The organism is Acinetobacter sp. NEB 394, from assembly GCF_013374795.1.
Classification (GTDB): Bacteria; Pseudomonadota; Gammaproteobacteria; order Pseudomonadales; family Moraxellaceae; genus Acinetobacter; species Acinetobacter johnsonii.
Genome location: NZ_CP055277.1, coordinates 3,412,754 through 3,435,581 on the forward strand (window position 1 = coordinate 3,412,754; position 22,828 = coordinate 3,435,581).

23 protein-coding genes, 3 tRNA genes and 3 pseudogenes are annotated in these 22,828 nt (G+C 42.2%); 14 read left to right on the forward strand and 15 right to left on the reverse strand.

The window, feature by feature from the left end; genetic code table 11:
- Positions 1-10: 10 nt before the first annotated feature.
- The 4 genes from HUK62_RS16630 to HUK62_RS16645 form a co-directional block, all read right to left on the reverse strand.
- On the reverse strand, positions 11-763 hold the full coding sequence (locus HUK62_RS16630; RefSeq protein ID WP_176538378.1) for a class I SAM-dependent methyltransferase: 753 nt from the start codon (positions 761-763) through the stop codon (positions 11-13).
- 143 nt (positions 764-906) lie between these two features.
- Positions 907-982, reverse strand: a tRNA-Phe gene (locus tag HUK62_RS16635).
- A gap of 137 nt (positions 983-1,119) precedes the next feature.
- Positions 1,120-1,195: transfer RNA gene (locus HUK62_RS16640), tRNA-Phe, on the reverse strand.
- Positions 1,196-1,381: 186 nt separating this feature from the next.
- Positions 1,382-1,759 (reverse strand): GNAT family N-acetyltransferase, encoded by a 378-nt coding sequence (locus HUK62_RS16645; RefSeq protein ID WP_004691552.1) that lies wholly within the window; start codon positions 1,757-1,759, stop codon positions 1,382-1,384.
- A 92-nt stretch (positions 1,760-1,851) separates the two neighbouring features.
- Here HUK62_RS16645 and hisB point away from each other — a divergent pair, with 92 nt between their 5' ends.
- From hisB to hisA, 5 genes are all read left to right on the forward strand, one after another.
- Positions 1,852-2,445 carry an imidazoleglycerol-phosphate dehydratase HisB gene (gene hisB, locus HUK62_RS16650; RefSeq protein WP_004691554.1) on the forward strand — a complete coding sequence of 198 codons (594 nt, stop codon included), beginning with the start codon at positions 1,852-1,854 and terminating at the stop codon, positions 2,443-2,445.
- Positions 2,445-3,062 (forward strand): imidazole glycerol phosphate synthase subunit HisH, encoded by a 618-nt coding sequence (gene hisH, locus HUK62_RS16655; protein ID WP_004691555.1) that lies wholly within the window; start codon positions 2,445-2,447, stop codon positions 3,060-3,062. Before hisB ends, hisH begins: the two co-directional genes overlap by 1 nt.
- Before the next feature lie 288 nt (positions 3,063-3,350).
- Positions 3,351-3,815 carry a DUF805 domain-containing protein gene (locus tag HUK62_RS16660; protein WP_125281395.1) on the forward strand — a complete coding sequence of 155 codons (465 nt, stop codon included), beginning with the start codon at positions 3,351-3,353 and terminating at the stop codon, positions 3,813-3,815.
- A gap of 92 nt (positions 3,816-3,907) precedes the next feature.
- Positions 3,908-4,576: a 3'-5' exonuclease gene (locus tag HUK62_RS16665; RefSeq protein WP_078389529.1), complete on the forward strand. Its 669-nt coding sequence runs from the start codon at positions 3,908-3,910 to the stop codon at positions 4,574-4,576.
- Positions 4,577-4,655: 79 nt separating this feature from the next.
- A complete protein-coding gene (gene hisA / locus HUK62_RS16670) occupies positions 4,656-5,387 on the forward strand; it encodes a 1-(5-phosphoribosyl)-5-[(5-phosphoribosylamino)methylideneamino]imidazole-4-carboxamide isomerase (protein ID WP_004691558.1) in 732 nt (243 codons plus the stop codon).
- Between the two features lie 72 nt (positions 5,388-5,459).
- Here hisA and HUK62_RS16675 read toward each other — a convergent pair whose 3' ends face one another.
- Positions 5,460-6,008, reverse strand: a complete 549-nt coding sequence (locus HUK62_RS16675) for an XRE family transcriptional regulator (RefSeq protein WP_176538379.1) — start codon at positions 6,006-6,008, stop codon at positions 5,460-5,462.
- A gap of 91 nt (positions 6,009-6,099) precedes the next feature.
- Here HUK62_RS16675 and HUK62_RS16680 point away from each other — a divergent pair, with 91 nt between their 5' ends.
- Positions 6,100-6,999 (forward strand): DMT family transporter, encoded by a 900-nt coding sequence (locus HUK62_RS16680; RefSeq protein WP_176538380.1) that lies wholly within the window; start codon positions 6,100-6,102, stop codon positions 6,997-6,999.
- A 72-nt stretch (positions 7,000-7,071) separates the two neighbouring features.
- Here HUK62_RS16680 and HUK62_RS19145 read toward each other — a convergent pair.
- The 4 genes and pseudogenes from HUK62_RS19145 to HUK62_RS16695 form a co-directional block, all read right to left on the reverse strand.
- Positions 7,072-7,197: pseudogene (locus tag HUK62_RS19145) on the reverse strand (hypothetical protein); the annotation flags it as partial.
- A 7-nt stretch (positions 7,198-7,204) separates the two neighbouring features.
- Complete coding sequence (locus HUK62_RS16685) at positions 7,205-7,597, reverse strand: hypothetical protein (protein ID WP_004691561.1); 393 nt, start codon at positions 7,595-7,597, stop codon at positions 7,205-7,207.
- Positions 7,598-7,625: 28 nt separating this feature from the next.
- Entirely contained in the window at positions 7,626-8,255 is a 630-nt protein-coding gene (locus HUK62_RS16690; RefSeq protein ID WP_005401391.1) for a DUF1294 domain-containing protein, read from the reverse strand.
- 13 nt (positions 8,256-8,268) lie between these two features.
- Complete coding sequence (locus HUK62_RS16695) at positions 8,269-9,219, reverse strand: homoserine kinase (RefSeq protein ID WP_176538381.1); 951 nt, start codon at positions 9,217-9,219, stop codon at positions 8,269-8,271.
- Positions 9,220-9,329: 110 nt separating this feature from the next.
- On the opposite strand from HUK62_RS16695, the gene hisF reads away from it, so the two are divergent.
- Positions 9,330-10,091: an imidazole glycerol phosphate synthase subunit HisF gene (gene hisF / locus HUK62_RS16700; protein ID WP_342755710.1), complete on the forward strand. Its 762-nt coding sequence runs from the start codon at positions 9,330-9,332 to the stop codon at positions 10,089-10,091.
- Between the two features lie 233 nt (positions 10,092-10,324).
- Positions 10,325-10,657, forward strand: a complete 333-nt coding sequence (locus HUK62_RS16705) for a hypothetical protein (protein ID WP_228723717.1) — start codon at positions 10,325-10,327, stop codon at positions 10,655-10,657.
- Between the two features lie 318 nt (positions 10,658-10,975).
- Here the strand turns inward: HUK62_RS16705 and HUK62_RS16710 are convergent, their stop codons facing one another.
- Positions 10,976-11,614: a hypothetical protein gene (locus HUK62_RS16710; RefSeq protein ID WP_176538384.1), complete on the reverse strand. Its 639-nt coding sequence runs from the start codon at positions 11,612-11,614 to the stop codon at positions 10,976-10,978.
- A gap of 110 nt (positions 11,615-11,724) precedes the next feature.
- On the opposite strand from HUK62_RS16710, the gene HUK62_RS16715 reads away from it, so the two are divergent.
- Positions 11,725-12,726 (forward strand): AraC family transcriptional regulator, encoded by a 1,002-nt coding sequence (locus tag HUK62_RS16715; RefSeq protein WP_176538385.1) that lies wholly within the window; start codon positions 11,725-11,727, stop codon positions 12,724-12,726.
- A 131-nt stretch (positions 12,727-12,857) separates the two neighbouring features.
- Positions 12,858-13,031: pseudogene (locus HUK62_RS16720) on the forward strand (aquaporin); the annotation flags it as partial.
- Between the two features lie 91 nt (positions 13,032-13,122).
- Here HUK62_RS16720 and HUK62_RS16725 read toward each other — a convergent pair.
- Together HUK62_RS16725 and HUK62_RS16730 are read right to left on the reverse strand one after the other, a co-directional pair.
- Positions 13,123-13,368, reverse strand: a complete 246-nt coding sequence (locus HUK62_RS16725; RefSeq protein ID WP_005006328.1) for a hypothetical protein — start codon at positions 13,366-13,368, stop codon at positions 13,123-13,125.
- Positions 13,369-13,443: 75 nt separating this feature from the next.
- On the reverse strand, positions 13,444-14,532 hold the full coding sequence (locus tag HUK62_RS16730) for a DNA/RNA non-specific endonuclease (protein WP_176538519.1): 1,089 nt from the start codon (positions 14,530-14,532) through the stop codon (positions 13,444-13,446).
- A gap of 257 nt (positions 14,533-14,789) precedes the next feature.
- On the opposite strand from HUK62_RS16730, the gene HUK62_RS16735 reads away from it, so the two are divergent.
- Positions 14,790-15,398: a hypothetical protein gene (locus tag HUK62_RS16735; protein WP_176538387.1), complete on the forward strand. Its 609-nt coding sequence runs from the start codon at positions 14,790-14,792 to the stop codon at positions 15,396-15,398.
- Positions 15,399-15,459: 61 nt separating this feature from the next.
- On the opposite strand, the gene HUK62_RS16740 is transcribed toward HUK62_RS16735, so the two are convergent.
- Entirely contained in the window at positions 15,460-17,337 is a 1,878-nt protein-coding gene (locus HUK62_RS16740; protein ID WP_176538388.1) for a potassium transporter Kup, read from the reverse strand.
- Between the two features lie 121 nt (positions 17,338-17,458).
- Here HUK62_RS16740 and HUK62_RS16745 point away from each other — a divergent pair.
- The 3 genes from HUK62_RS16745 to HUK62_RS16755 all read left to right on the forward strand — a co-directional run bounded on the left by HUK62_RS16745 (position 17,459) and on the right by HUK62_RS16755 (position 19,685).
- Positions 17,459-17,549, forward strand: a tRNA-Ser gene (locus HUK62_RS16745).
- 182 nt (positions 17,550-17,731) lie between these two features.
- Positions 17,732-18,928 carry an integrase arm-type DNA-binding domain-containing protein gene (locus HUK62_RS16750; protein ID WP_176538389.1) on the forward strand — a complete coding sequence of 399 codons (1,197 nt, stop codon included), beginning with the start codon at positions 17,732-17,734 and terminating at the stop codon, positions 18,926-18,928.
- A gap of 232 nt (positions 18,929-19,160) precedes the next feature.
- Positions 19,161-19,685 carry a hypothetical protein gene (locus HUK62_RS16755; RefSeq protein ID WP_176538390.1) on the forward strand — a complete coding sequence of 175 codons (525 nt, stop codon included), beginning with the start codon at positions 19,161-19,163 and terminating at the stop codon, positions 19,683-19,685.
- A 49-nt stretch (positions 19,686-19,734) separates the two neighbouring features.
- On the opposite strand, the gene HUK62_RS16760 is transcribed toward HUK62_RS16755, so the two are convergent.
- Positions 19,735-20,040, reverse strand: a complete 306-nt coding sequence (locus tag HUK62_RS16760) for a hypothetical protein (RefSeq protein ID WP_176538391.1) — start codon at positions 20,038-20,040, stop codon at positions 19,735-19,737.
- A 112-nt stretch (positions 20,041-20,152) separates the two neighbouring features.
- Positions 20,153-22,807, reverse strand: a pseudogene (locus tag HUK62_RS16765) (DEAD/DEAH box helicase family protein); the annotation flags it as partial.
- Positions 22,808-22,828 lie beyond the last annotated feature (21 nt).

The following is a 22,828-nucleotide window of genomic DNA, read 5'->3' on the forward strand; positions in this document are numbered from 1 at the left end:
GCTCAGACACTCAATGCGCCGATACAGCTAGACGGCCCAATCTTAAAAAAATTGGAAATTTAAGCGCAAAGACTTGGTTCGCATAATCATCAACGGCAAAGAATGCTTTGAACTCATATAAGGGGTCATCTGAATTTTTCGCTCGATAATGTTTCAGTGCAGACCATGTATTTAAATAATCCAACAATTGAGCAGCAGACCATTGAAATGACATCGACAATTCAGACGTCGCTATTTTCTCAAAGGGAAAAGGAATGGTTTGATAGGCCTCGTCGATATAACGACGTTCGGCATCCCAATAGCCTTTCAAAGTCTTAAAATAAAGTCGCTCAATACAACCCTGTAACTCAAGTTGCTGCAGCTGAATTAAACCATAGCCAATGACCGCCAAAATGCCTTCAGGTCGTAAAGTCCGCAGCACCTCTGCATAAAAACCATCAAAATCAAACCAATGAATGGCTTGAGCCACCGTGATTAAATCAAAACTCTGCTCGGCAAAACTGGTGTGCTCTGCAGACTGAACTTGATAATTGACATTTTCAAAATAAGGTGCATGTTGTAACTGATGAGCACTGATATCTGTCGCCACCACGGCATCAAAATGCGGCGCCAACAATTGAGTCAATTGCCCCGACCCTGCGCCACAGTCCCATGCAAATTGAGGAGTCGCCACATGCTTGAGTATTTCTTGAATCAAACTTGCTGGATAACTTGGACGTGCGAGTTGATAAAGCTGACTTCCTGATGAAAAGCGGTCCTTCATAAGCCATTCTCAGTCTTATTTTTGACTCAAAATTAGCACATTTTCCATTAACCAAAGCATGATGTTGTCCAACATCTTATACAATCCTACTTTTCATAAGACAAAAAAAAAGCCCCAAACATTGTTTGAGGCTTTTTTGAATATGGTGGCGAGACCCAGGATCGAACTGGGGACACACGGATTTTCAATCCGTTGCTCTACCTACTGAGCTATCACGCCGATGCCGTGTATTAAGCCGCATCTCGGATGAATAGTCAATAAAAATCATCACTTTTTTTATTTGATCGAATAAATTTCAGGCAAAAAAAATCCCTGATGGGATCAGGGATTGAAATCTTTAAATAAGATTTTGAATATGGTGGCGAGACCCAGGATCGAACTGGGGACACACGGATTTTCAATCCGTTGCTCTACCTACTGAGCTATCACGCCGATGTCGCGTATTAAACAGTTTAAGCGAAGCAGCGTCAAGTGCGTTTTCAAAAAAATCATTTGAGTGTTTACTTTTACAGCAAACCCAGCACCCTTCGTACATTTTTTGAGTCATTCTTTGTACTTAGAGTGCATCACCATCACTATTCATGAAAAAAAGCAGTGTATAAACTGCTTGAAAAAAGCTTAAATTTTACCAATGTGCTCTAAGCAACGGTGAATCGCACCACAACCCGGCTCGAACACTTTCACACCTTTGGCTTCTTCCATACGACAGACTTCTTCAACCAGTCGCTCCGCAACCCCTCTTCCACGGTTTGCAGGATGTACTACGATGTATTCTAAGGTTTTATTTTCACCCTGCCCACTACACCAAATGGCACCAATGACTTTAGTATTAAATTCTGCGGTGTAAAGTAAGGTATACTGAGCTAGATTTTGCTCAAGTTGTTCTACGGCATCATGCCCATCGCCAAATTCAGGACTGGTGTCGTACAGTCGCTCTAGCTGGCTGCGCAACTCTTCTTTTTCCAGTGAAGTATAAGCGTGTACGGTAATAGGCATTGATAAACCCTCCTGAGCAATCTAATATGCGGTGACTTCGTTACGGCGAAACATTTTACATCAATTATTTGACGTCTTTGAGGAACGTGTCTATGACAGAACGTATCAGTGAAGTGGTAAGAAATACCAACGAAACCAAAATTCGAGTTCGTGTAAACCTCGATGGTACGGGTCAAGGCACGCTCAACACAGGTATTCCCTTTTTAGATCATATGATTGATCAAATCAAGCGACATGGCTTATTTGATATTGATATTGAATGTGATGGCGACTTGGAAATTGATGATCACCACACGGTTGAAGACTGTGGTATCACGCTTGGACAGGCTTTTGCTAAAGCTTTAGGTGACAAAAAAGGTTTACGTCGTTATGGTCATTTTTATGCACCGTTAGATGAATCTTTAAGCCGTGCTGTGGTGGACTTATCAGGCCGTCCGGGTTTATTTATGGATATTCCATTTACCCGTGCCATGATTGGTCGTTTTGATGTGGATCTTTTCTCTGAGTTTTTCCAAGGCTTTGTGAACCATGCGCTCATGACAGTACACATTGACAACCTGAAAGGGAAAAATAGCCACCACCAAATTGAAAGTGTGTTCAAAGCATTTGCGCGTGCACTTCGTATGGCCTGTGAAATTGACCCACGTGCAACCAACACCATTGCTTCAACCAAAGGTAGTTTGTAATGACCCGTATTGCCCTTCTTGACTATGGTATGGGTAACCTACACTCAGCAGCAAAAGCGCTTGAGCATGTTGGTGCAACAGTCGATGTAACCAATGACCCCAAATTAGTAGCTCAAGCTGATAAAATTGTATTCCCCGGCGTAGGTGCTATGCGTGACTGTATGCAAGGCATGCATGAAGCAGGGATTGATGAAGTCGTTCGTCATGCGGCATTTAATAAGCCCGTATTAGCGATTTGTGTGGGTATGCAAGCGCTGATGCAACGCTCTGAAGAAAATGGCGGAGTCGATGCTCTCGGTATTTTTGAAGGCAGTGTGAAACGCTTTCCTGATGTAGACGGCTTGAAAGTCCCACATATGGGTTGGAACCAAGTTCATCAGGCTGATCCGAGTCATCCAATGTGGAAAGACATTGAGCAAGATGCACGTTTTTACTTCGTGCACAGCTTTTATGTTGAACCGAAGAACTCTGGCATTGTGGCGGCGACCTGTGACTACGGTTTAGAGTTCTGTACCGCGATTCATCAAGAAAATTTGTTTGCGACCCAATTTCACCCTGAAAAAAGTCATACCGCAGGTTTGCAACTGCTGAAAAACTTTGTGGAATGGAAAATTTAATTCATTCCAGCTTCTGTTTGATTGAAAAAGCTCAACTTCGGTTGGGCTTTTGTTTATCCAAAATTGATGCATCTAGACTCAAAATAAATCAGAAACAGCTTAAGTAAATGAGGCGTGTGCCTCACTCCTATACATCTGAAGATATAAAATCTTTGCTTTACAGCACGCTACTACGCTCAAGATGACTACGATGCCTTTTCATTGTCACCAAATTTGATTATGATTTGCCTGCTTTTTAGACATTTTTATTTATAAAAAACTTAATTTACAACGATAAGGTAAGTCACTATGACTCAATATGCACAAGAATCTGCGCTGAATGCCGCAGGTCGTTTCGGACGTTTTTCATACCTAGCATGGAACTGTCTACTTGCCATTGTAGCGTCAATTATTCTTGGTATTTTCATCGCCATCTTTCCTAATACATTCGTGAACTTGGAAACAGGCAACTTCGGTGGCGGCATGATTTTTATCATCCTGATCTATGTTGCGCTGATGTACTTCACGTTTGTATTTACTATTCGTCGCCTACATGACCGCAACCATACGGGCTGGTTATCACTGTTGATGTTGGTGCCTCTTGCCAACGTGATCTTAATGCTTTACCTGATTTTCGCACCAGGCGATGATCGTAGCAACAGCTATGGCTCACCACGCCCAACCTCAGGCTGGGAAGCCGTTTTGGCATGGATTTACATCGTGATTTTCGTTTTAGCGATTATCGGCGGTATTGCGGCTGGTTTTATGTCCTAAAATCACCTGTGCAAAACAGCCTGCCTAGGTCGGCTGTTTTGCTAAATCAACGCAAAAGCTTTAGGCTTAAGCAACAGTGGCATAGTCAAAGCATGATGGATTCTTCTTTTCAACACATCCTTCCCAGCAAAGTCGAAATTCAAAAATTTCCTCGTTTTCAAAATTTGCCAAAACAAGCAATTCATGTCATTCAAAACTTAGAACAGTGTGAAGCAATCCGCGCTGAACTAGAACAGGTTTCCATCTTCGGTTTTGACAGCGAGTCCAAACCGACCTTTCAAGTGGGAGAAGTCTCCACGGGTCCGCATCTCATTCAACTGGCCAGCGTCGAGCAGGCTTATTTGTTTCAAATGAGTCCTCCCATTTGGAGCTTCCTTGCACCATTTTTGGCGAATCCAGACCAGCTCAAAGTGGGCTTTGGTTTAAAAAATGATGCCCATCTATTCCGCAAAAAGGGGTTTGAACTCAAGGGTGTGGTTGAGCTGTCAAAATGCTTTGCCAGCTTTGGTTTGACCAACCCTGTCGGCATTAAAAATGCCATCGCCCTGCTGTTTCAACTCAACTTCCCCAAAAGCAAAAAAGTCAGCACTTCAAATTGGGCGAGGAAAATACTCACGCCTGAACAAGTTGACTATGCCGCTGCCGATGCCTATGCCGCGCTGTTGGTTTTTGAAGAATTGCGGCGTTTAGAGCAACTCCCAAAAGATATTTCCAAAGAATTAGAAAAAACAACAAAACCTTGTCGTCATGAAAAGCTGTAACAGATGCTTAGAAAATTGCCAATACTTTGCTAAGATGACGGACATTGATTTTATTTAAGATTTGGCTAGGAGCGAAAGCATGCTGATCATCCCTGCAATTGACCTGAAAGATGGCAAATGTGTTCGTTTAAAACAAGGTCGTATGGAAGACGATACGGTTTTTTCTGATGATCCTGTTGCAACTGCACAGCACTGGGTAAATGAAGGCGCGCGTCGCTTACATTTGGTCGATTTAAATGGTGCTTTCGCTGGTACGCCAATTCATAAACCTGTGGTTGAAGCCATTGCTCGCGCACAACCTGAACTGCCAATTCAAATTGGCGGCGGTATTCGCTCACTAGAAACCATTGAACACTACTTAGAAGCGGGTGTGTCTTTTGTCATTATTGGCACCAAAGCAGTTCAAGATCCTGAGTTTGTTGAAGAAGCATGTAAGAAATTTGCAGGTCATATCATTGTCGGCATTGATGCCATGAATGGCATGGTGGCCACCGATGGCTGGGCCAATGTGACCGATGTGAAAGCAACCGATTTGGCCAAACGTTTTGCCGATGCGGGCGTATCGAGCATTGTCTATACTGACATTGCACGTGACGGGATGATGCAGGGTGTGAACGTTGAGCAAACTGTTCAACTGGCACAATACTCTGGCTTACCTGTAATTGCATCAGGTGGTGTGACCAACCTTGATGACGTGCGTAACCTCAAAGGCCAACCTGGTATTTTGGGCGCAATTACTGGTCGTGCGATTTACGAAGGCAGTTTAAACCTACGTGAAGCACAATTGCTGTTAGATGAACAATCGCTCTAATTGTAGAATTTAAAAAAGAGGTCTATTGACCTCTTTTTTATGCGCTAAACATCAGTTTTTAAGATCTGCTGCTTAATAAATTGCATTACGAATAAACTTTAACGGTACAGTTCCACGGTTGATATATTGGTATTCGATGGCACTCGAAAACACAATCGACTCACCTACACCTAAGACTTTCATGTCACCCGCCAAATCCAAAGTTAACTCCCCCTCCATCACATAGAGCATCTCACGCCAACCGACTGGGTCGGGTTCTGCACTATAGTGCTCATTTGGGGCAAGTACCCATGTCCACAGTTCAACTTTTTGTGTTGCTGCCGCCGAGGCCATTAATTTTGCTTCACTGTGTGCTTGTGTACCCTGCCAAGCCAAAATATTGACCACCGCTTGCCCTTGCTGTTCAGGCGCAGCAATAATCTGTACAAAATCGACCTCAAGCACATCGGCAATCAAGCTGAGTTTCGCCAAACTAATATTGTCCTGCCCTGATTCAACTCCAGCCACCATACGACGGCTTAAACCAGCCAAATCCGCCAGTTGTTGCTGGCTCAGGCCTTTTAAGCCTCGATAATGACGCACATTTTGACTGACGTGTTGTAGTACCGCAGGAGACTTCATAAAGTTCAATCAAAAAAATATTGAGCAATATATTGCACACAAAAACAAAGCATGACAAGCTATGTGCAATATATTGCACACCAGTTCTTTTATGTTGAATACTCAGCTCGGTTCTAAAGCGCCTGTCATTGCACTGATTCTAATTACCTTTATTTGGGGCGGTACCTTCTTGGCCGTGAAATATGCCTTAAATTTCAGCTCCCCTATGTTCTTTGTGGGTTGTCGTTTCGCCTGCGCCGCGACAATTATTGGCTTATTTTCCTATCAGCATTTAAAGCACATTACCCGACAGGACTTGTGGGCAGGTGCACTCATTGGCTGTATGGTCACTATTGGCTATGGCACACAAACGGTCGGACTACAAACAGTCAGTAGCAGTGAATCTGCCTTTTTAACCGCACTGTATGTGCCTTTGGTGCCTGTATTGTTGTGGCTGATCTTTCGTAAAGTGCCCCATTTTATGATTTGGATCGGTGCGCTCTGTGCGTTTATTGGCTTAGTCTTACTCACAGGCAATAGTCTGAATTCAATTTCACTGAATTTTGGCCAGACCTTAACCCTACTCGGTGCAATCGCTATAGCGATTGAAATTATCCTGATTGGTTATTTTGCTCCAACAGTCGATATTGGTCGAGTGACAGTGATTCAACTGGCAGTTGCCTCTGTGCTCGCCTTTGCAGCCATGCCATTGGCAGGTGAACACCACATTCCAGACTTTTCATGGCCTTTACTGAGTATCGCACTCGGCTTGGGTCTTGCCAGTGCCGTGATTCAATATGTAATGAATTGGGCACAGCGCTCAGTCAATCCATCTCAAGCGGCAATTATTTATGCAGGAGAGCCTGTATGGGCAGCACTATTTGGACGCCTTGCAGGAGAACGCTTAGCACCACTGGCTTTGTTGGGTGGGCTTTTGGTGGTGTTTGGCATTATGATCAGTGAATGGAAACCGAAACTGTTGAAATCGAAAAAGAACGTCGAACAGCTTTAGCCTATCTCCGAAACGCAAAAACGGCTGAATCGAGTGATCAATGGCCACGGATTCAGCAGTATCGTCAGGCGGTTAGAATGACACCATCTTGCCTGGATTAATCATTGCTCCGATTCCATACATGCTTTTGGCTATTGGAATGACCAACGGCGCCAGTGCACGACCAAAAGGAATGTTTTGATGTTGAATTCGGGTTAACCTATTTTTATTGATACATCGGTTGATTGTCGTTTAAACGAATAATGCCTTTAATGGCACGATACACAATCCACACCCACGACAACCCAATCACAGACACGCAGAAGGTTGAAGCACCGAGTGCGACACCTGCGAAAGCGGTGGCATTTTCACCCGTAAAGAATAAGAAAATAAATGGCACAAAGGCAATCACGTTCCAAATCAAATACCACCAAAAGGTGCGAATCTGCCAAGTAAAATGGCTCTCAAAAATGGAACCTCGCACAGAGCCACGCTTCACATAATTAATCACTAAAGCAATGATGGCTAAAATCCCTGCGGAAAAAATCGCAACGATATACAAAATATAAAGAATAAAAGTCAGACTACGATTCGGATCTTGATCGACTGAATAATTCATATTGTCCCTCATGAAGTGGGCTTGAACTTTAAATAGGCAAACTATTGAAAGGAGAAATAAGCCATAAAATTAAAAGAATATTGAATAGAATTGTACAAAAGTAAATCTTTCTAAACGGTTGTTTTTGTGTTTTATGTCGTAGCTTTTGCTGCGCTAACCATGCTGCAGGCCATCCTCCTAAAAATGAAAGGAGATGTAATGTATTTTCAGGTACACGGCGCTGCCCATTTTGTGCAGCCTCTTTGTCTTGTGCATAGAACCAATAACTGGCCGCATTCATCACACTAATCAACAGCAGCACCAATCCACTCAAACGCCCCAGGAGTACCAATAGCGCCAAAAACACGATGTATGCCACCGACGCAATTTGCATTGGACTCCAACGTTGACCCTGTTCGGTCTTTTTCGGGGAGACTTTTTGGGTACGACTCTTTTGGGTTTGTGATGCTTTTAAATAACTGACTTGCTGTGCACGATAACGCCCTTGTGCATCCACAAGCACGTTGTATTCCAACGCACAGCCTAAAATAGGACGAGGACCTTGCCGTGCAAAGTCCTTGATATGTAAAAACACGCGATCTTTGCTGTCATCGTTGGGCTGAATAAAGCCATAGCCTTTTTCATCGAACCATTCAACGAGTCGTCCTTGGTCACGCATTTTTCTTTCCTATTTAAGCAGTTACAAATTTTAGGCGGTCAATCACCATATTACGCATTTCGGCAGGATTTTTCTGCAAAATGTCATCCCCCGTACGGCCTTGTTCAGCATTTTTTTGTGCCACTTGTAAACGCATCATCCAAAAACGCGCAGCAGCCATCGCCAAATACAACTCTAGGCAAGATTTTTCATCAGTCGTCAAAGGACGAATGCTTTCATAGGCGTTTAAGAATGCAATGGCTTTGTCTTCATTTAAATGCACACTTGGATATTCGGTACAGAAATCATTCAGGGTAATCGCAATATCAAACAAGAACTCATCTTTATTCAGTTCATAAAAGTCTAAAATGCCTTTGAGCTGATTGCCCTCAAACAAAGTGTTGTCACGAAATAAATCCGAGTGGATAAAGCCCTTTGGACGATTCGGATAAACCGCCGATAATGCATCATATAAACCCAACAACTTATTGAGTAGTGCCTGATCCGCCTCACTTAAAGTTGGTTTCATCTGTAACGCTACAGCGAGCCAGTAGTCATGGTCACGGTATTCTGCACGCTCCAGTGGAAAGTCTTGCAGTGCCACGTGCATTTGCGCTTGTGCAACCGCAATCGCCTCGGCTTGCTCAAGGGTCGCAGGCATGGGGTGTTTGCCCATCATCCGTGGGGCAATTTGGGCAGGCTTCTCTTTTAAACTATGAATGGCTTTGCCTGAGTGACTTAAAGGTACAGGAACCACTAAACCAGCCTGACCTAAATGCTCAAGCACAGGAACCAACTCGCCTGCGCCCTGTTCATCCATTTCTTCAAATACAGTCAATACATACTGCACAGCATTTTCACACACAATAAAATAGTTCGTATTTTGAATACCGCCTTGAATTGGGATCAGATCGATTACCTCAAGTCCATAAGGTGCTGCAAACGCCTGAACTTCCTGTAAAGTCAAAGTGGTATAAACCGACATATAAAACCTGCAAAAAAACTTACATAAGTTTGATAGAATACCCGCTCCGACTATTAAGGTGTAGCATCTAAGTCGCGAAGTTTCATAATCGGCTGTTATTTTTGGAAAAAATTATGCTAGCTAAACGTATTATTCCTTGCCTCGACGTAGACAACGGTCGTGTAGTGAAAGGTGTTCAATTCCTTGATATTCGTGATGCAGGTGACCCAGTAGAAGTAGCACGTCGATATAACGAACAAGGTGCTGATGAAATTACCTTCTTAGACATTACCGCAACTTCGAATGGTCGCGACACGACTTATCGTACGGTTGAACGTATGGCTGAAACGGTTTTTGTTCCCTTAACGGTCGGTGGTGGCGTTCGCAAAGTTGAAGACATTCGCCTCTTACTTAATGCTGGCGCGGACAAAGTCAGCATTAACTCAGCAGCGGTGTTTAACCCAGAATTTGTACAAGAAGCATCGCAACGCTTTGGCGCACAGTGTATTGTGGTTGCCATTGATGCGAAAAAAACGGGCGAGAACAAATGGGAAATTTTTACCCATGGTGGCCGTAAACCAACGGGTATTGATGCAATTGAATGGTCCGTGAAAATGGCCGAGTTTGGTGCAGGTGAACTGCTCATTACCTCGATGGATGCCGATGGTACCAAAGCAGGTTATGACCTCCAGTTGATGCGTCAAATCAATGACCGTGTCAGCATTCCAACCATTGCTTCGGGCGGTGTCGGTAACTTACAACACTTGGCCGATGGTATTTTAAAAGGTGGTGCAGACGCTGTACTGGCTGCTTCGATTTTCCACTTTGGACAACACACCATTCCTGAAGCGAAGAAATACCTTGCGGAACAAGGCATTGAAATGCGTTTATAATTGACAACATCGTTCTGAAATGATTAAAAGAGTATCGAAAGATGCTCTATTTTTATGACTTCAGTTTTTTATAACTATTTAGAACAACAATTAGAGAGCAAACAGTGCATAACCTACAATATATTTTTCTCATCTTCGGCATAATTTTCTTATTTTTGTTGCTCAATTTACTCAAAAAATACATGAAGAATCCTTTTGCTATGTTCGCCATTTTCCCCTTTTTAGGCCTATGCATGTTTAGCTACGTAATGTTTTCAGAACATCAACTTAAACAATATTATAAAAAAGCCTTTAGCGCCTCTGAACAAATTCGTTATTGCGGGATTTTCCGCCAATGGGTAGAGGTCAAACACCAAAATAGAAACGATACCGTAACTGAAAAGGTATTTTACTTTCAAAATGACCGACAAGGTTTCTTATTTACCAACAGTCTAAAAGCTCGAGAGCGCTTTCCTGATCTTAAAAATTTAAAAGTGAATGATCCGATCTGCTTTCAGTTTTCCCCAAAATATAAAGATGAAATGGATCGCTATATTTTAACCGACTTTAAAAAGCAGGCGAATTAAAAGACTCAATTATGCTGTACTCAGGCACAGCCAGTGCCTCTATTATGCAGTAGATGTTAAAGCTTAGAATGCTCGCTGGATCTTGACCGAACTTATGTTCTCAATTTTTGAGATAAAAAAAGGGAGTCTTGCGACTCCCTATAAACCTAGAATAACTACAACATTGACTTGTTAAACTGGAAAATGAAAAATGACGTACTAGTGCTCATGAGATGATTTCACCTCATCAACAGCTTTACTATAGAATGTTCAAATGACGAAATATTGACAATATATACCAATATTATTGACAAATCACGACAAAAAGATCCCTTTCAATTATCCTGCAACCGTTTCCGTCGTCTGCGCTGAGTTCAGCGTAATCACTTCAGGTGCCTTAACCCATTTTGCAGGGAAGACCTGATTGACCCACTGGGTGAGCTTATTCGACACCACTTGGGGTAAAGCAATACCCAACGGATTTTGCTCTTGCAGATCTAGCGAGGAAATGACCCGCGTTCCTAAAATATAATCAAACCATGGCTTGGTCACACACCAGTTGGCATCCTGATTGGAGTTCATATGATGGTCATAATGCCAAGGGATCTTACGCATTGCCCAGTCTGGCTCTAAGTGCGCACGGCGGTGGATGTAGTAATAATTTCCTGCACTGTACAACACAGACAACGTCATGCCTTTGGAGACAGGATAAAATAATGTCCCAAAAACACCCGCCACGACAGCAAGTGACACGATTTCATTTTTGGTACGCCAGTTGCTCCAACCTTCAACATAACCATGATCATGAAATGTGGTTTTCCGCACTTCTCGGTGATGCTCCCAATGCGATTTCATACTGTCAGGCACGGGGCTATAGCGTGACTTTCCAGCACGGTGTGTTCCATGCAAGATATATTTATGTGCAACCCACTCAAACGCATTGGCAACCACCAGTCCTGCGACAAAACCCTTCCACATGGCAAATTCCTCCTATATTCAGATTGAATATAGTATGGAAACTATGCTAAATATTGACCCTAGTATTCAAATTCATTGACAAATCACGACAAGAACAATAGAGCCAATAAATGCAACATTTCAAAGATTACACAGGTTCTGTCTACGGTGGACTGGGACATTTACTCTATGCCTATTGCCAAGCCGTGGGCTACCCAATTTCTGAACAGCTTGGAAAAGCACAGAACTTAGAACGTTTTGATTATGCCCTGTGGTTAGAGTTACTGAATGATCTTGACAGCCATCTGCACATCCCTGCGCTCGGACTCGAGATTGCAAGGTATGTACAGCCCAAGCATTTAGGCATTTTGGGCTATATTGCGCTGTCCTGCGAAAATTTAGGCGAGGCGCTCACCCGTTATCATGACTTTCACCGCCTCATTTATGATGGCAGCTCACTATATGTTGCAGTTGAAGGTGAAAATCTGTGCTTTGGTTGGGTGGAGATGCCGATTGAACTGACCACACAACTCAGCAATGAAGTGGCAATGGCGCTGATCATTCAGTTTATGAAACACTTTGTCGCCCATGACGACATCCAGCTCAGCGAGGTTCATTTTACTCATCCTGCACCGAAAAATACGGCACTGTATGAGCAGTACTTTAATTGTAAAGTCCGCTTTTACCAAAACCGCCCGATGATGATGATTCCTCTCAGCGAATTATCCATACCCTTTCAGCAAGGTGATCAAACCCTGCAAAAATTGCTCTTACAGCAAGCTGAAGCCTTACTGGAAAAACTTCCCAACTCCACCCACATCGACCAGCGCTTACAGCATGCGATTTTAACAGGGCTACAAAAAAACCAATATCAAATTGAACATATTGCTGGGCAACTAAATTTTTCAGTCCGACAGCTGCAACGTTACTTACAACAACAAGGCACGACCTACCAACAGCGGATGCAAGAAGTTCGACGTATTTTGGCGGAGCAATACTTAAAAGATCCACACCTCAGCTTACAGGAAATTGCACTGTTGCTGAGTTACTCTGAACAAAGTGCTTTTCAACGTGCCTTTAAACACTGGACACAAGTCACACCTCAGCAGTGGCGTATTCAGCATTTTCACTAAAATCTGATCTGTTTAATCCACGTCATCAGGATGTCATGCTTTTTTTGTTAAATTGATTGAAAAACGAGTATTTTCTCGTTAGATATAAAGTTCTATGCGAATAAAACATCAATAACTACAAAAAGCGCATTATGAATAAATATCTTGCTGAATTCATCGGAACGTTTTGGTTGGTCTTCGGAGGCTGTGGCAGTGCCATTTTTGCAGCAACTTTTCCCGAGTTGCGCATCGGCTTTCTTGGCGTTGCACTTGCCTTTGGTTTAACCGTTTTAACGGGTGCCTTTGCACTTGGACATATCTCTGGCGAGGATTAATTTTTTCTCTCCCCATTAATAACAAAGCCCACAATCTGTGGGCTTTTCCTATTGTTCCACATGGAACATAGATAGGCCTATATTATAAAAAAGGATTGTCAATTTCACCCGACTGCGGATGTTCAATTTTCTCAGGAAGCTGAGCTTCACTTTCAAGCTGTTGCACAATAGCATTCAGATACGCCTGCAATGCTTTGGCCGCAGCTAGGCCAGCTTGGTCTTTGGTGAGTTGTAAATTGCCATAAATACTGACGCAGTCCGTGTCATTTTCAAGGGTCAAATCATGAATGGCATGGGACTCGTTACCTTGTACAAAAGGTTTAAACATTTTATTTTTACTCTTCTTTATTCTTCAGGCATTGGGTACTGCAGTCGAATGCTATACATCCAACTGCCTAGAACTTTAACGTAACAGCTGCAAAATATATTGCAATAAAGCCTCGACCAATTGTTTCACAATCGCATCTTGATCCGCCGCATCAATACTCGTGCCCTTAGTTACTGTGCTGCCACTACTCGACTGAGTAGAGCCCGATTTAAAGTTTTTTTGTAAGGCTTTGAGCTGCTCGGATGAAACCTCTTCAGCACACTGACTTTCCGCATCCCAATGTGAGTATTGAATTGCACTATTGGCTTTTACCGCCGTTGCTGTCAACGGTAGTTTATAGGTATTACGTTTTTGCTCTTCTGTCAGTTGCGGAAATAAATTCATACCCAGCTGCTCTTCCAAATAGCAGACACTGACAATTCTTACCTGCTGTGAATTATCATTCGGTGCGTAATAAGCGCCGATTGCACCCGTTTTTGGCATATAGACCGCTTTGTAAACCGCACTCGGAACAATCACTCCCTGACCAATGGTCTTGAGCTTTTTGCCCTGAAATACAGGCCCAGTTACCACAAAAACATCCAGCTTTTGCTTGGTCACAAGCGCCCGTGTGGCTTCTTCCAATTCACGCCACACTTGCTGATTATTTTTAGGGGCCTGTGGCACCATATTGGCCAAAGAAAAACTGTCGAATTGTGCGGCTTTATTGGGCATATCAGCATTCGGTGCCATATGTCCACGGTCATAGCCTGAACCACGGTAGTCCGACAATGTCGCTCGATGTTCAGTTGCAACATTATTTTCTTCGTGAAAACTATCTTCACGTGGAATTTTTTGGCTCAGGCGCTGTGGCGTCAGAGCCTCTGCAACCCAGAGGGGAGTTTTCGAAACGCCCGAATACATCACATTAAAACCGTTAAAGCACAGTGCATAGCTGTGTTTACTTAAACTTTCTTTGAGTAAATAAGGCGGAATTTCCCGATAAAATTGTTCTAAACAGGCTGAATTTGAGCTTGGGCTTAAAGACACGTATTGCTGAATTTTTTCTTGACCAAAGGCAATCGCAAAACTTCCCGTTGCCACCAATCCTAAAATCACTTTCAGGCCATTTTGATTAAACATTTTAAACACTGACTTACCTGAACTACTTTTCTTCTTCGCCATCACAACTACAATAAACATCGGTTTTTCACGAGCTTAACAATCAGCGTATACGAAGTATATCGCTCGAGTTCTATTCGCATAACAATTAAACAAAACGCCATATTTAGATGATTTTGCATGTAACAAAATGTCTTTTTTGTAGAGTTTTCCTACGGCAACGTGATGCGATTGCGTATCTTTGATTGCTGTCGCTTCAAAAAATATGCCAAGGTAAAAATGAATCGAACGAAATAATACATGCAATTTACGGAGTTCTTATGCATTCTAAGATTTTAGCTTCTCTTGGTTTAATCGGCACAGTGATAAGTGCTTCAGCCTTTGCCGAGCCACCTATCCAACCGGGTGACACCTTAGAAAGTCTCTCTCAAGCCAAAGTCACGACTACAGTTAATGGTCAACTGGGTTCTATTCAAGAACTCGTAAGCTCAGGGCAAATTAAATTGCTTGATCCAAATGCAGCACCTATCAGCCCAGCAGGCCAAGGTGCACCCAATGACCAAGCAGTGATGCCAACATCACCACAGAGTGAAGCCCCTGTTCAACAGGCCGCACCTGACACCACAGTACAACAACAAGTCGCTGCGACTCCAACAGAGCAACATCCGCTGGCACCAAATGCAGAACTCTCAGCACAACAAGCTGAAGCGGCGTTAAATGATGCTGTCGCACCCACGGGAAATGCAGACATGAATGCTGCCCCAGCTGCTGCACCTCAATTAGATTCATCAGCAGAGGCACCCGTCAATGCGGTTGAGCCTGATTCACTACCATCATCAGATGCCCCAGCACAGGCACTTCCTGACGCTTCAGCAGAACAGCCTGTCCAAGCGATGCCTGAAGCACCTGTAAATGACCCAATGAACTAAGACTTCAGCTGATTTATCCTCCAAAAAAACCAGCATATATGCTGGTTTTTTTATTGAGGTTTTAAATCTCGATCTGACTACCGAGCTCAACCACACGGTTTGGTGGAATCTGATAGAAGTCACTCACAGGACTGGTATTCCTTTGCATCGAGATAAAGAGCTTTTCACGCCACGGTGCCATACCATCACCCACGGTACTGATAATTCGTTCACGCGACACAAAGAAACTGATCTGCATTAAGTTATATTCCAGCTCAATCGCTTGATACACCGCTTCAAGTGCTTGTGGAATGTTCATTTCATCTTTAAAGCCATAGTACAATTCAAGACGATAGAAATGCTGATTCATGGTTTCGACATGGAAGCGATTGGACTCTTCCACATAAGGAACATCTTGAATTTTAACGGTGAGAATAATGTTCTTTTGATGCAGTACTTTATTGTGCTTCATATTGTGCAACATCGCATGTGGCACAACGGTTGGTGTTCCAGTTAAAAAGACGGCCTCGCCTTCAACCCAATTGGCTTGATCACCAATACTTTGTACAAATAAATCGAGTGGCAGCGTATCTTGCTGAAGCTTGGCAAAAGTTAACTCGCGACCTTGTTTCCATGTCATTAATAACATGAATGCAATACCGCCAATCAGCAATGGAACCCAACCGCCCGATAATACTTTAAGTGAGGTCGCGCTCACCAAGACCAAATCTAAAACAAGGAATGGAATAATCAGCAACACCAATTTTGGCATGCTCCATTTCCATGTATAACGAATAAATACCGCAATCAATAAGGTATCGCACAACATGGTCATGGTGACCGCCAGACCATAGGCATGCGAAAGCTGTGAGCTGGTTTGGAAGATTAAAATTAAGACAATAATCGATGCCAACAATATCCAGTTCAGTAAAGGTACATAAATCTGCCCCTGTTCCGAATCTGAAGTATGCTTCACATTTAAACGTGGTAAATAACCCAATTGAATGGCCTGACGCGCTAAAGAGAAGACGCCTGAAATTACGGCCTGTGAAGCAATAACGGCGGCCATAGTGGCCAAGAAGATCATTGGGTACAAGCCCCACTCTGGCACCAACAGGTAAAATGGATTTTCAATCGCAGTCGGATCACGCAAGAGCAATGCACCTTGTCCTGCATAATTAAGCAGTAAACACGGCAAAACCACAATAAACCAAGCCAAACGAATCGGCACAGGACCAAAATGTCCCATATCTGCGTACAGGGCTTCGCCACCTGTGACGGTCAACACTACCGCACCCATAATGAAAAAGGCCATTAAAGGGTTGGTCACGATAAACTGAAATGCCCAATGTGGGCTCAGCATGCCCAAAACCAAAGGCGTTTGAATAATGCTCGAAATCCCAAGAAGACCGAGAGAGAAGAACCACAATAAGGTCAGTGGGCCAAAGAACTTACCAACAAAGGCTGTCCCATACTTTTGCATGACAAATACAGCAGTGACGATACTAATTGCAATCGGCACAATATAAGGGTCAAGTGCATCGGTTGCGATGGATAAGCCTTCTACGGCAGACAAGACTGAAATGGCTGGGGTGATGATCCCATCCCCAAAAAATAGTGAAGCCCCAATAAAGCCAATCGAAATTAACAGTAATTTTTTCCGATGGCTAAAATTGGTATTGCGCAAGTTCAGTGCAAGCAAAGCCATAATCCCACCTTCACCATTGTTATCTGCGCGCATGACAATTGCAGAATATTTAATGGTAATGACCATGGTCATGGTCCAGAAGATAATGGACAAAATACCCAATACGTTTGCAGGGGTGATGCCCAAGCCATGTGCAGCGTGGAAGGATTCTTTCAATGCATAGAGTGGACTGGTTCCAATATCCCCAAACACGACCCCTAATGCTGCCAAGGTCATCGCAGGCAAGGCGGCTTTTTTTGCAGTACTTTGCATAAGCTTGTCTTCAATTATCGACACTATTTTTGCGAATCATATCATTGAGCTAAAACTTTTGCTCGAATTCAATTGTTTCACCTTGTCGATGGCTATGTTTTTCGATATTATCCTCCGCCATGGTGAAGTGTCCGAGTGGCTGAAGGAGCACGCCTGGAAAGTGTGTAAACGTTTATAGCGTTTCGAGGGTTCGAATCCCTCTTTCACCGCCAAACATTATTCTCATGATGTCTCATGGGGTCTTAAAAAGCTTAAATCTAAAGGGTTTAAGCTTTTTTTATGTCTAATACTATCTAACAACATCTCTTGTAATCCAGATATAGTTGGGGGTATAACTAGGGGTATAATAAATTACCCCCATTTTTATACCCCCACTTTCTTCGGAAAAATTACAATGCTTACAGATGCTCAAGTCAGAAGAATTAAACCATCAGAGAAAAAAACTAAATATTCTGATGAAAAAGGCATGTATTTGGAGGTCACACCTTCAGGTGGTATGCATTGGCGTATGAAATTCCGCTTCAATGGCAAAGAAAATATTTTCAGCATTGGCACATATCCAGATACGACACTTGCCCAAGCAAGAAGAATGCGAGACGAAGCTCGACTCCAATTAAAAGATGGGATTAACCCCAATGAGGCAAAGAAACAAAAGAAACAGCAAGCCGATGAAAATATCCTGTTTAAATCTCTAGCTATGGAATGGATGGAGGATCGTAAAACTGTTATTAAAGAAGGAACATATTTACGTGACTTGTCTGTATTTGAAAAAGACCTGTTCCCTGCTTTAGGTAATATACCTATTGATCAGATTAAAGGAAAGGATATCCTAGCTTGTGCAAAAAAAATTGAAGCACGTGGTGCACAAGAAATGGCAAAGCGCTCCATCCCTTTAGCTGGACGTATTTTTCGTTATGCGATCCGTAAAGGACTCATTGAGAACGACCCTACATCCCACCTTCAAGAAGCTCTCAAGCCACGTAAAGTAAAACATATGGCTCGCCTAGATATTTCTGAGTTTCCGCCTTTCTTAGAACGGATGGATCGTTATCACGGCAATATCTTGGTTAAAACAGCATTACAGTTCATAGCCTTAACTTTTGTCAGAACGTCTGAACTGATCAATATGGAATGGGATGAAATTGATTTCGAAAATAAACTATGGCGCATTCCAGCCTATAAGATGAAAATGGCGTTACCACATATTGTTCCTTTATCTAGGCAGGCTATTGAATTACTCAAAGGATTACAGCCTATTACTGGTAATAAGCAATTTGTTTTTTATAACTACAGTACAGCTAAGCCTTTGAGCAACAATGCTCTGTTAAGTGCGATTCGCACCATGGGATATACGGGAAGAATGACTGGTCATGGCTTCCGTGGACTTGCATCTACTACACTACATGAGCAAGGCTATATGCATGATGCAATTGAAATACAGTTAGCACATACTGTCGGAAATGCCGTCTCTCAAGCCTACAACCATGCACAACATTTAGAATATAGAACTAAGATGATGCAGGAATGGTCAGACTTTATTGATAGTTTGAGAAACAAAATAGTGCCTTTTCCAAAACGAACATATGGTTAAGGACTTCCTCTCAACTAAGTGAATAAACTTTACTAACTTTCATTTGAAAAAACTTTCTCTACAGAGCACCCCAAACGAAAAAAGTTAAGACAGTTTAAAAAAAACAATAATTCAGTGGAAAAGATTTATTGATAAAGAATTTTAATTTTCATCCCTTAAGCTTAAATATTCTTTGTTTATTTATTTTTCAATATTACAATCAATAACTTAAAATATAAAACCTGAGAACTCCATGAGAACAAATATTTTTAAAACTTCAGTAATTCTTTTTTCTCTATTTTCTTTAACGGCCTGCTCTAAACCAAGTAATCAATCATCAAATCAAGTTGAGGCTTCCTCAGCTACTGTTGTTGAAGAGTCTGCGGCTTCTGAAACCATCCACCCCGTATCAGAACCTATGGAGAATCAAAAAGTAAAAAGTGAAGACGCTACTAAACAAGCATTAGCGTCATACAAAAAAGAAAAAGAAGATTCTAAATATAAAGATTATGCAGCTGCTGTAATTTATTCAATTGATGAACTTAAAAGTTTAGATTACGAAATTAATTCTGCTGCGGAAACTGATGACCTATTTCAAGTAACCGAAATAGAAGATTTAAAGTTTCTAAATAGTAAAGATAAATCAGCCACTTATAATGTTAAAGTTGGTGTTATTAGAGGCGGACACGTTACCTCTTCTTGTAATGTAAAAGCTACCTACGATGATTCAATTGGTCAAATTGAATGGACAATACCTACAGCATGTTATGACTTCTAAGTATCTGCCAAATAAAAAGGGAGAGGCTTATAGCCTCTCCCTTTATTTGTTACTTAGAACAAGCCACTTTTTTTACAGAATTTATTTGGTCCACTGAGTAGTAGCCATCATATTTAATTAATTGATCAGGTGTTGTAATAGAAACACACTCCCCTTTTTTCAAAGAAGTTAAAATTTTTGTGTGTGATAATTTGAGATTAACAGCATAAATGGCCAACTGCCCTTTATCCGTTTTGATTTGAATCGATTCTTCCCCATAGTTATTCGGATTATTCTGCACTACTTTAAAAGTGGTCGTAGCGGCAAAAGCAGAAACTGAAATAAAACTTAAAAATAACACTGCTATTTTTTTCATAAAAACCCTCAAATGTATTTTATTAAATGAATATAGAAACTTACATAAATTTTGATATAAAGAAAAGAGTTCATATCATTTTATATAGTTTCAAAAACTTAAAGCATTAAAGCTATCTCAAAGGCATCTGCCCACGATTCGCCAACATATCAAAAATCAAATGACCAAAAATATGTGCCTTAGATGGATCTGAAAGCAATTGCATCATTTGCTCTCTATGCGCTTCATGACTCCCTAAAATGGCATCATCAATGGCACGAGGGAAATCACCTAGCATCGCTTGCTCACGCGTGTTATTGGCAATTTGCGACATTACCCCATTATTCTCATAAACCTTGTCTGCAATGGTATTGGCGTAATTAATCATATCTTGATCAGTCAGCTTATCTGTCACGAAGACTTCATTTAAACGATGAATAATGCTAGATAAAAAATCCTCCTTTTTATCCTTAGCAGTCGCACTACCGACATCATTACTTGGCTCTAGCTGATGCTCGTTACTATTGGCTTGTAACTCAATATCAATCTGACGTAGCTTAGATAAGCGATAGTGACTCATCTCGACATTACTTAAATCAATTTCATCATCCAAGATGATATTTTCACGTAGCATTGGTCTCAGGTTACGTGCAAACAGACTCAGCTTCTCCAGCTCTTTATCATCATAATCAACGATCTGTGACATGAATTCATAAAAACGAGTGAAGGTTCCTAAATCCTTTTTAAAGATTTCCAGTTCATCTTTGGCTTTTTTGGCTTCAGCAAAATCCTTTTCCGCATTACCAATCAAGACAGCATCACCCGTTTGTTTACAGCGTTCCAGCATGTTTTTGGTTTTACTGTATGCAGTAATGGCTGTGTTATAACGCTGTTGCCAACGCTCAATGGCTGGCTTACAAATATTCGCCAATACAGCGTTGGATTTATTACGGCTAAAGAATGCCGTGGCAAACTGCTCGACTTCCGACCACAAAAAGATGCCATTGCTTTTGAGTTTGTTAAATAGTTCAAAGACCTTATCTGGATCGGTCACATCAGCCAGTTCAGCGGTTTGATAATAGGGCTGGAAGGATTCTAAAATTTCATCGGGTTCATTAAAGAAATCCAGTACAAAAGTGCCTGACTCTGCTTTACCCGGATACGTCCGGTTTAAGCGGGACAAGGTTTGTACACACTCCACTCCACCAAGTTTTTTATCCACATACATGGCACAAAGTTTCGGTTGATCAAAGCCAGTCTGGAACTTGTTGGCGACCAACATCACCTGATAGTCATCACTGTCAAATGCCTTACGCATTTCACGCCCTTTTAAATTCGGGTTCATGTTGTGCTCAGTAAATTTCTGCCCGACCAAGGTACTGCTGTTGGGATCTGAATCGTTAAACTCAACCTCACCCGAGAATGCCACCATGGCTTGAATCGACTGATAACCCTGTTCGGTGACATATTTATCAAAGGCCAGTTTATAGCGCACGGCTTCTTTACGTGAGCTGGTTACCACCATAGCTTTGGCTTGACCGCCCAATAGGCCCATCACATTCTTTTTAAAATGTTCAATGATCACTTTTACTTTTTGTGAAATATTGTGGTCATGCAATCGTACCCATTGATTGACCTTCACCTTGGCTTTTTTAGCATCCACCTCATGGTCTTTGCTTGCCAGCTTTTGCGTCAGTTTATACACCACTTTATAGTTGGTGTAGTTCTTCAGGACATCTAAAATAAAGCCTTCTTCAATCGCTTGGCGCATGGAATAGACATGATAGGCTTCAGGCTTATTCTCTGCCGATGGCGGTAATAAAGGATTTGGGCAACGTCCAAACAATTCTAGGGTTTTGGCTTTAGGTGTTGCGGTAAAGGCGTAATAACTGACGTTTGGATTGGCACGACGCGCTGCCAAAGTGGCATCTAAAATATCTTCTGAAGACAGCATGACATCTTCATCACTACTCTCAGTCATCAAGACTTCTTTGAGCTGTCGCGCCGTTGAGCCGCTTTGTGATGAATGTGCTTCATCAGCAATGACCGCATAACGTCTTTCTTTGAGTGCAGTGCTGTTTTCAATGGCTTTGAGTACAAAGGGAAATGTCTGAATGGTGACAATAATAATCGGTTGAGATTTTTCCAGTGACGTTGCCAGTTTCTCTGACTTGGAGCCATCGCCTTCTTTATTGTTTATTCGTCCCACTACGCCATCGGCATGTTCAAACTGATAAATCGTATCTTGTAACTGGGCATCTAGAATGGTGCGATCCGTCACCACAATCACGGAATCAAACTGTTTATTGCCATGTTCATCGTACAAGGTCGACAGCTGATGCGCTGTCCATGCAATCGAATTGGACTTGCCTGAACCTGCACTGTGCTGGATCAGGTATTTATGCCCTGTGCCATTAACTTTGGCATCCTGAACCAGTTTGGTTACCACATTCCACTGATGGTAACGTGGAAAGATCAGGCTCTCGCGCTTGTATTTACGCCCTTCAGCATCTTCTTTGTCTTCAATATTCAAATGAACAAAACGTCCGAGAATATTCAGCAAATTGTCAGGTGTTAAAACTTCATTCCATAAATACTCAGTGGCATAGCGGGTTTGATCTTCAGGTGCATTATTGCCTGCACCACCGTCATTTGTACCTTTATTAAAAGGTAGAAAAAAAGTGCTATCGCCTGCCAGATGTGTGGTCATATGGACTTCATACTGACTCACAGCAAAATGCACCAATGCACCACGTTTAAAGGTCAGTAGTGGTTCAGGCTTGTTGGTAAGAGATGGATCCGGAAATTT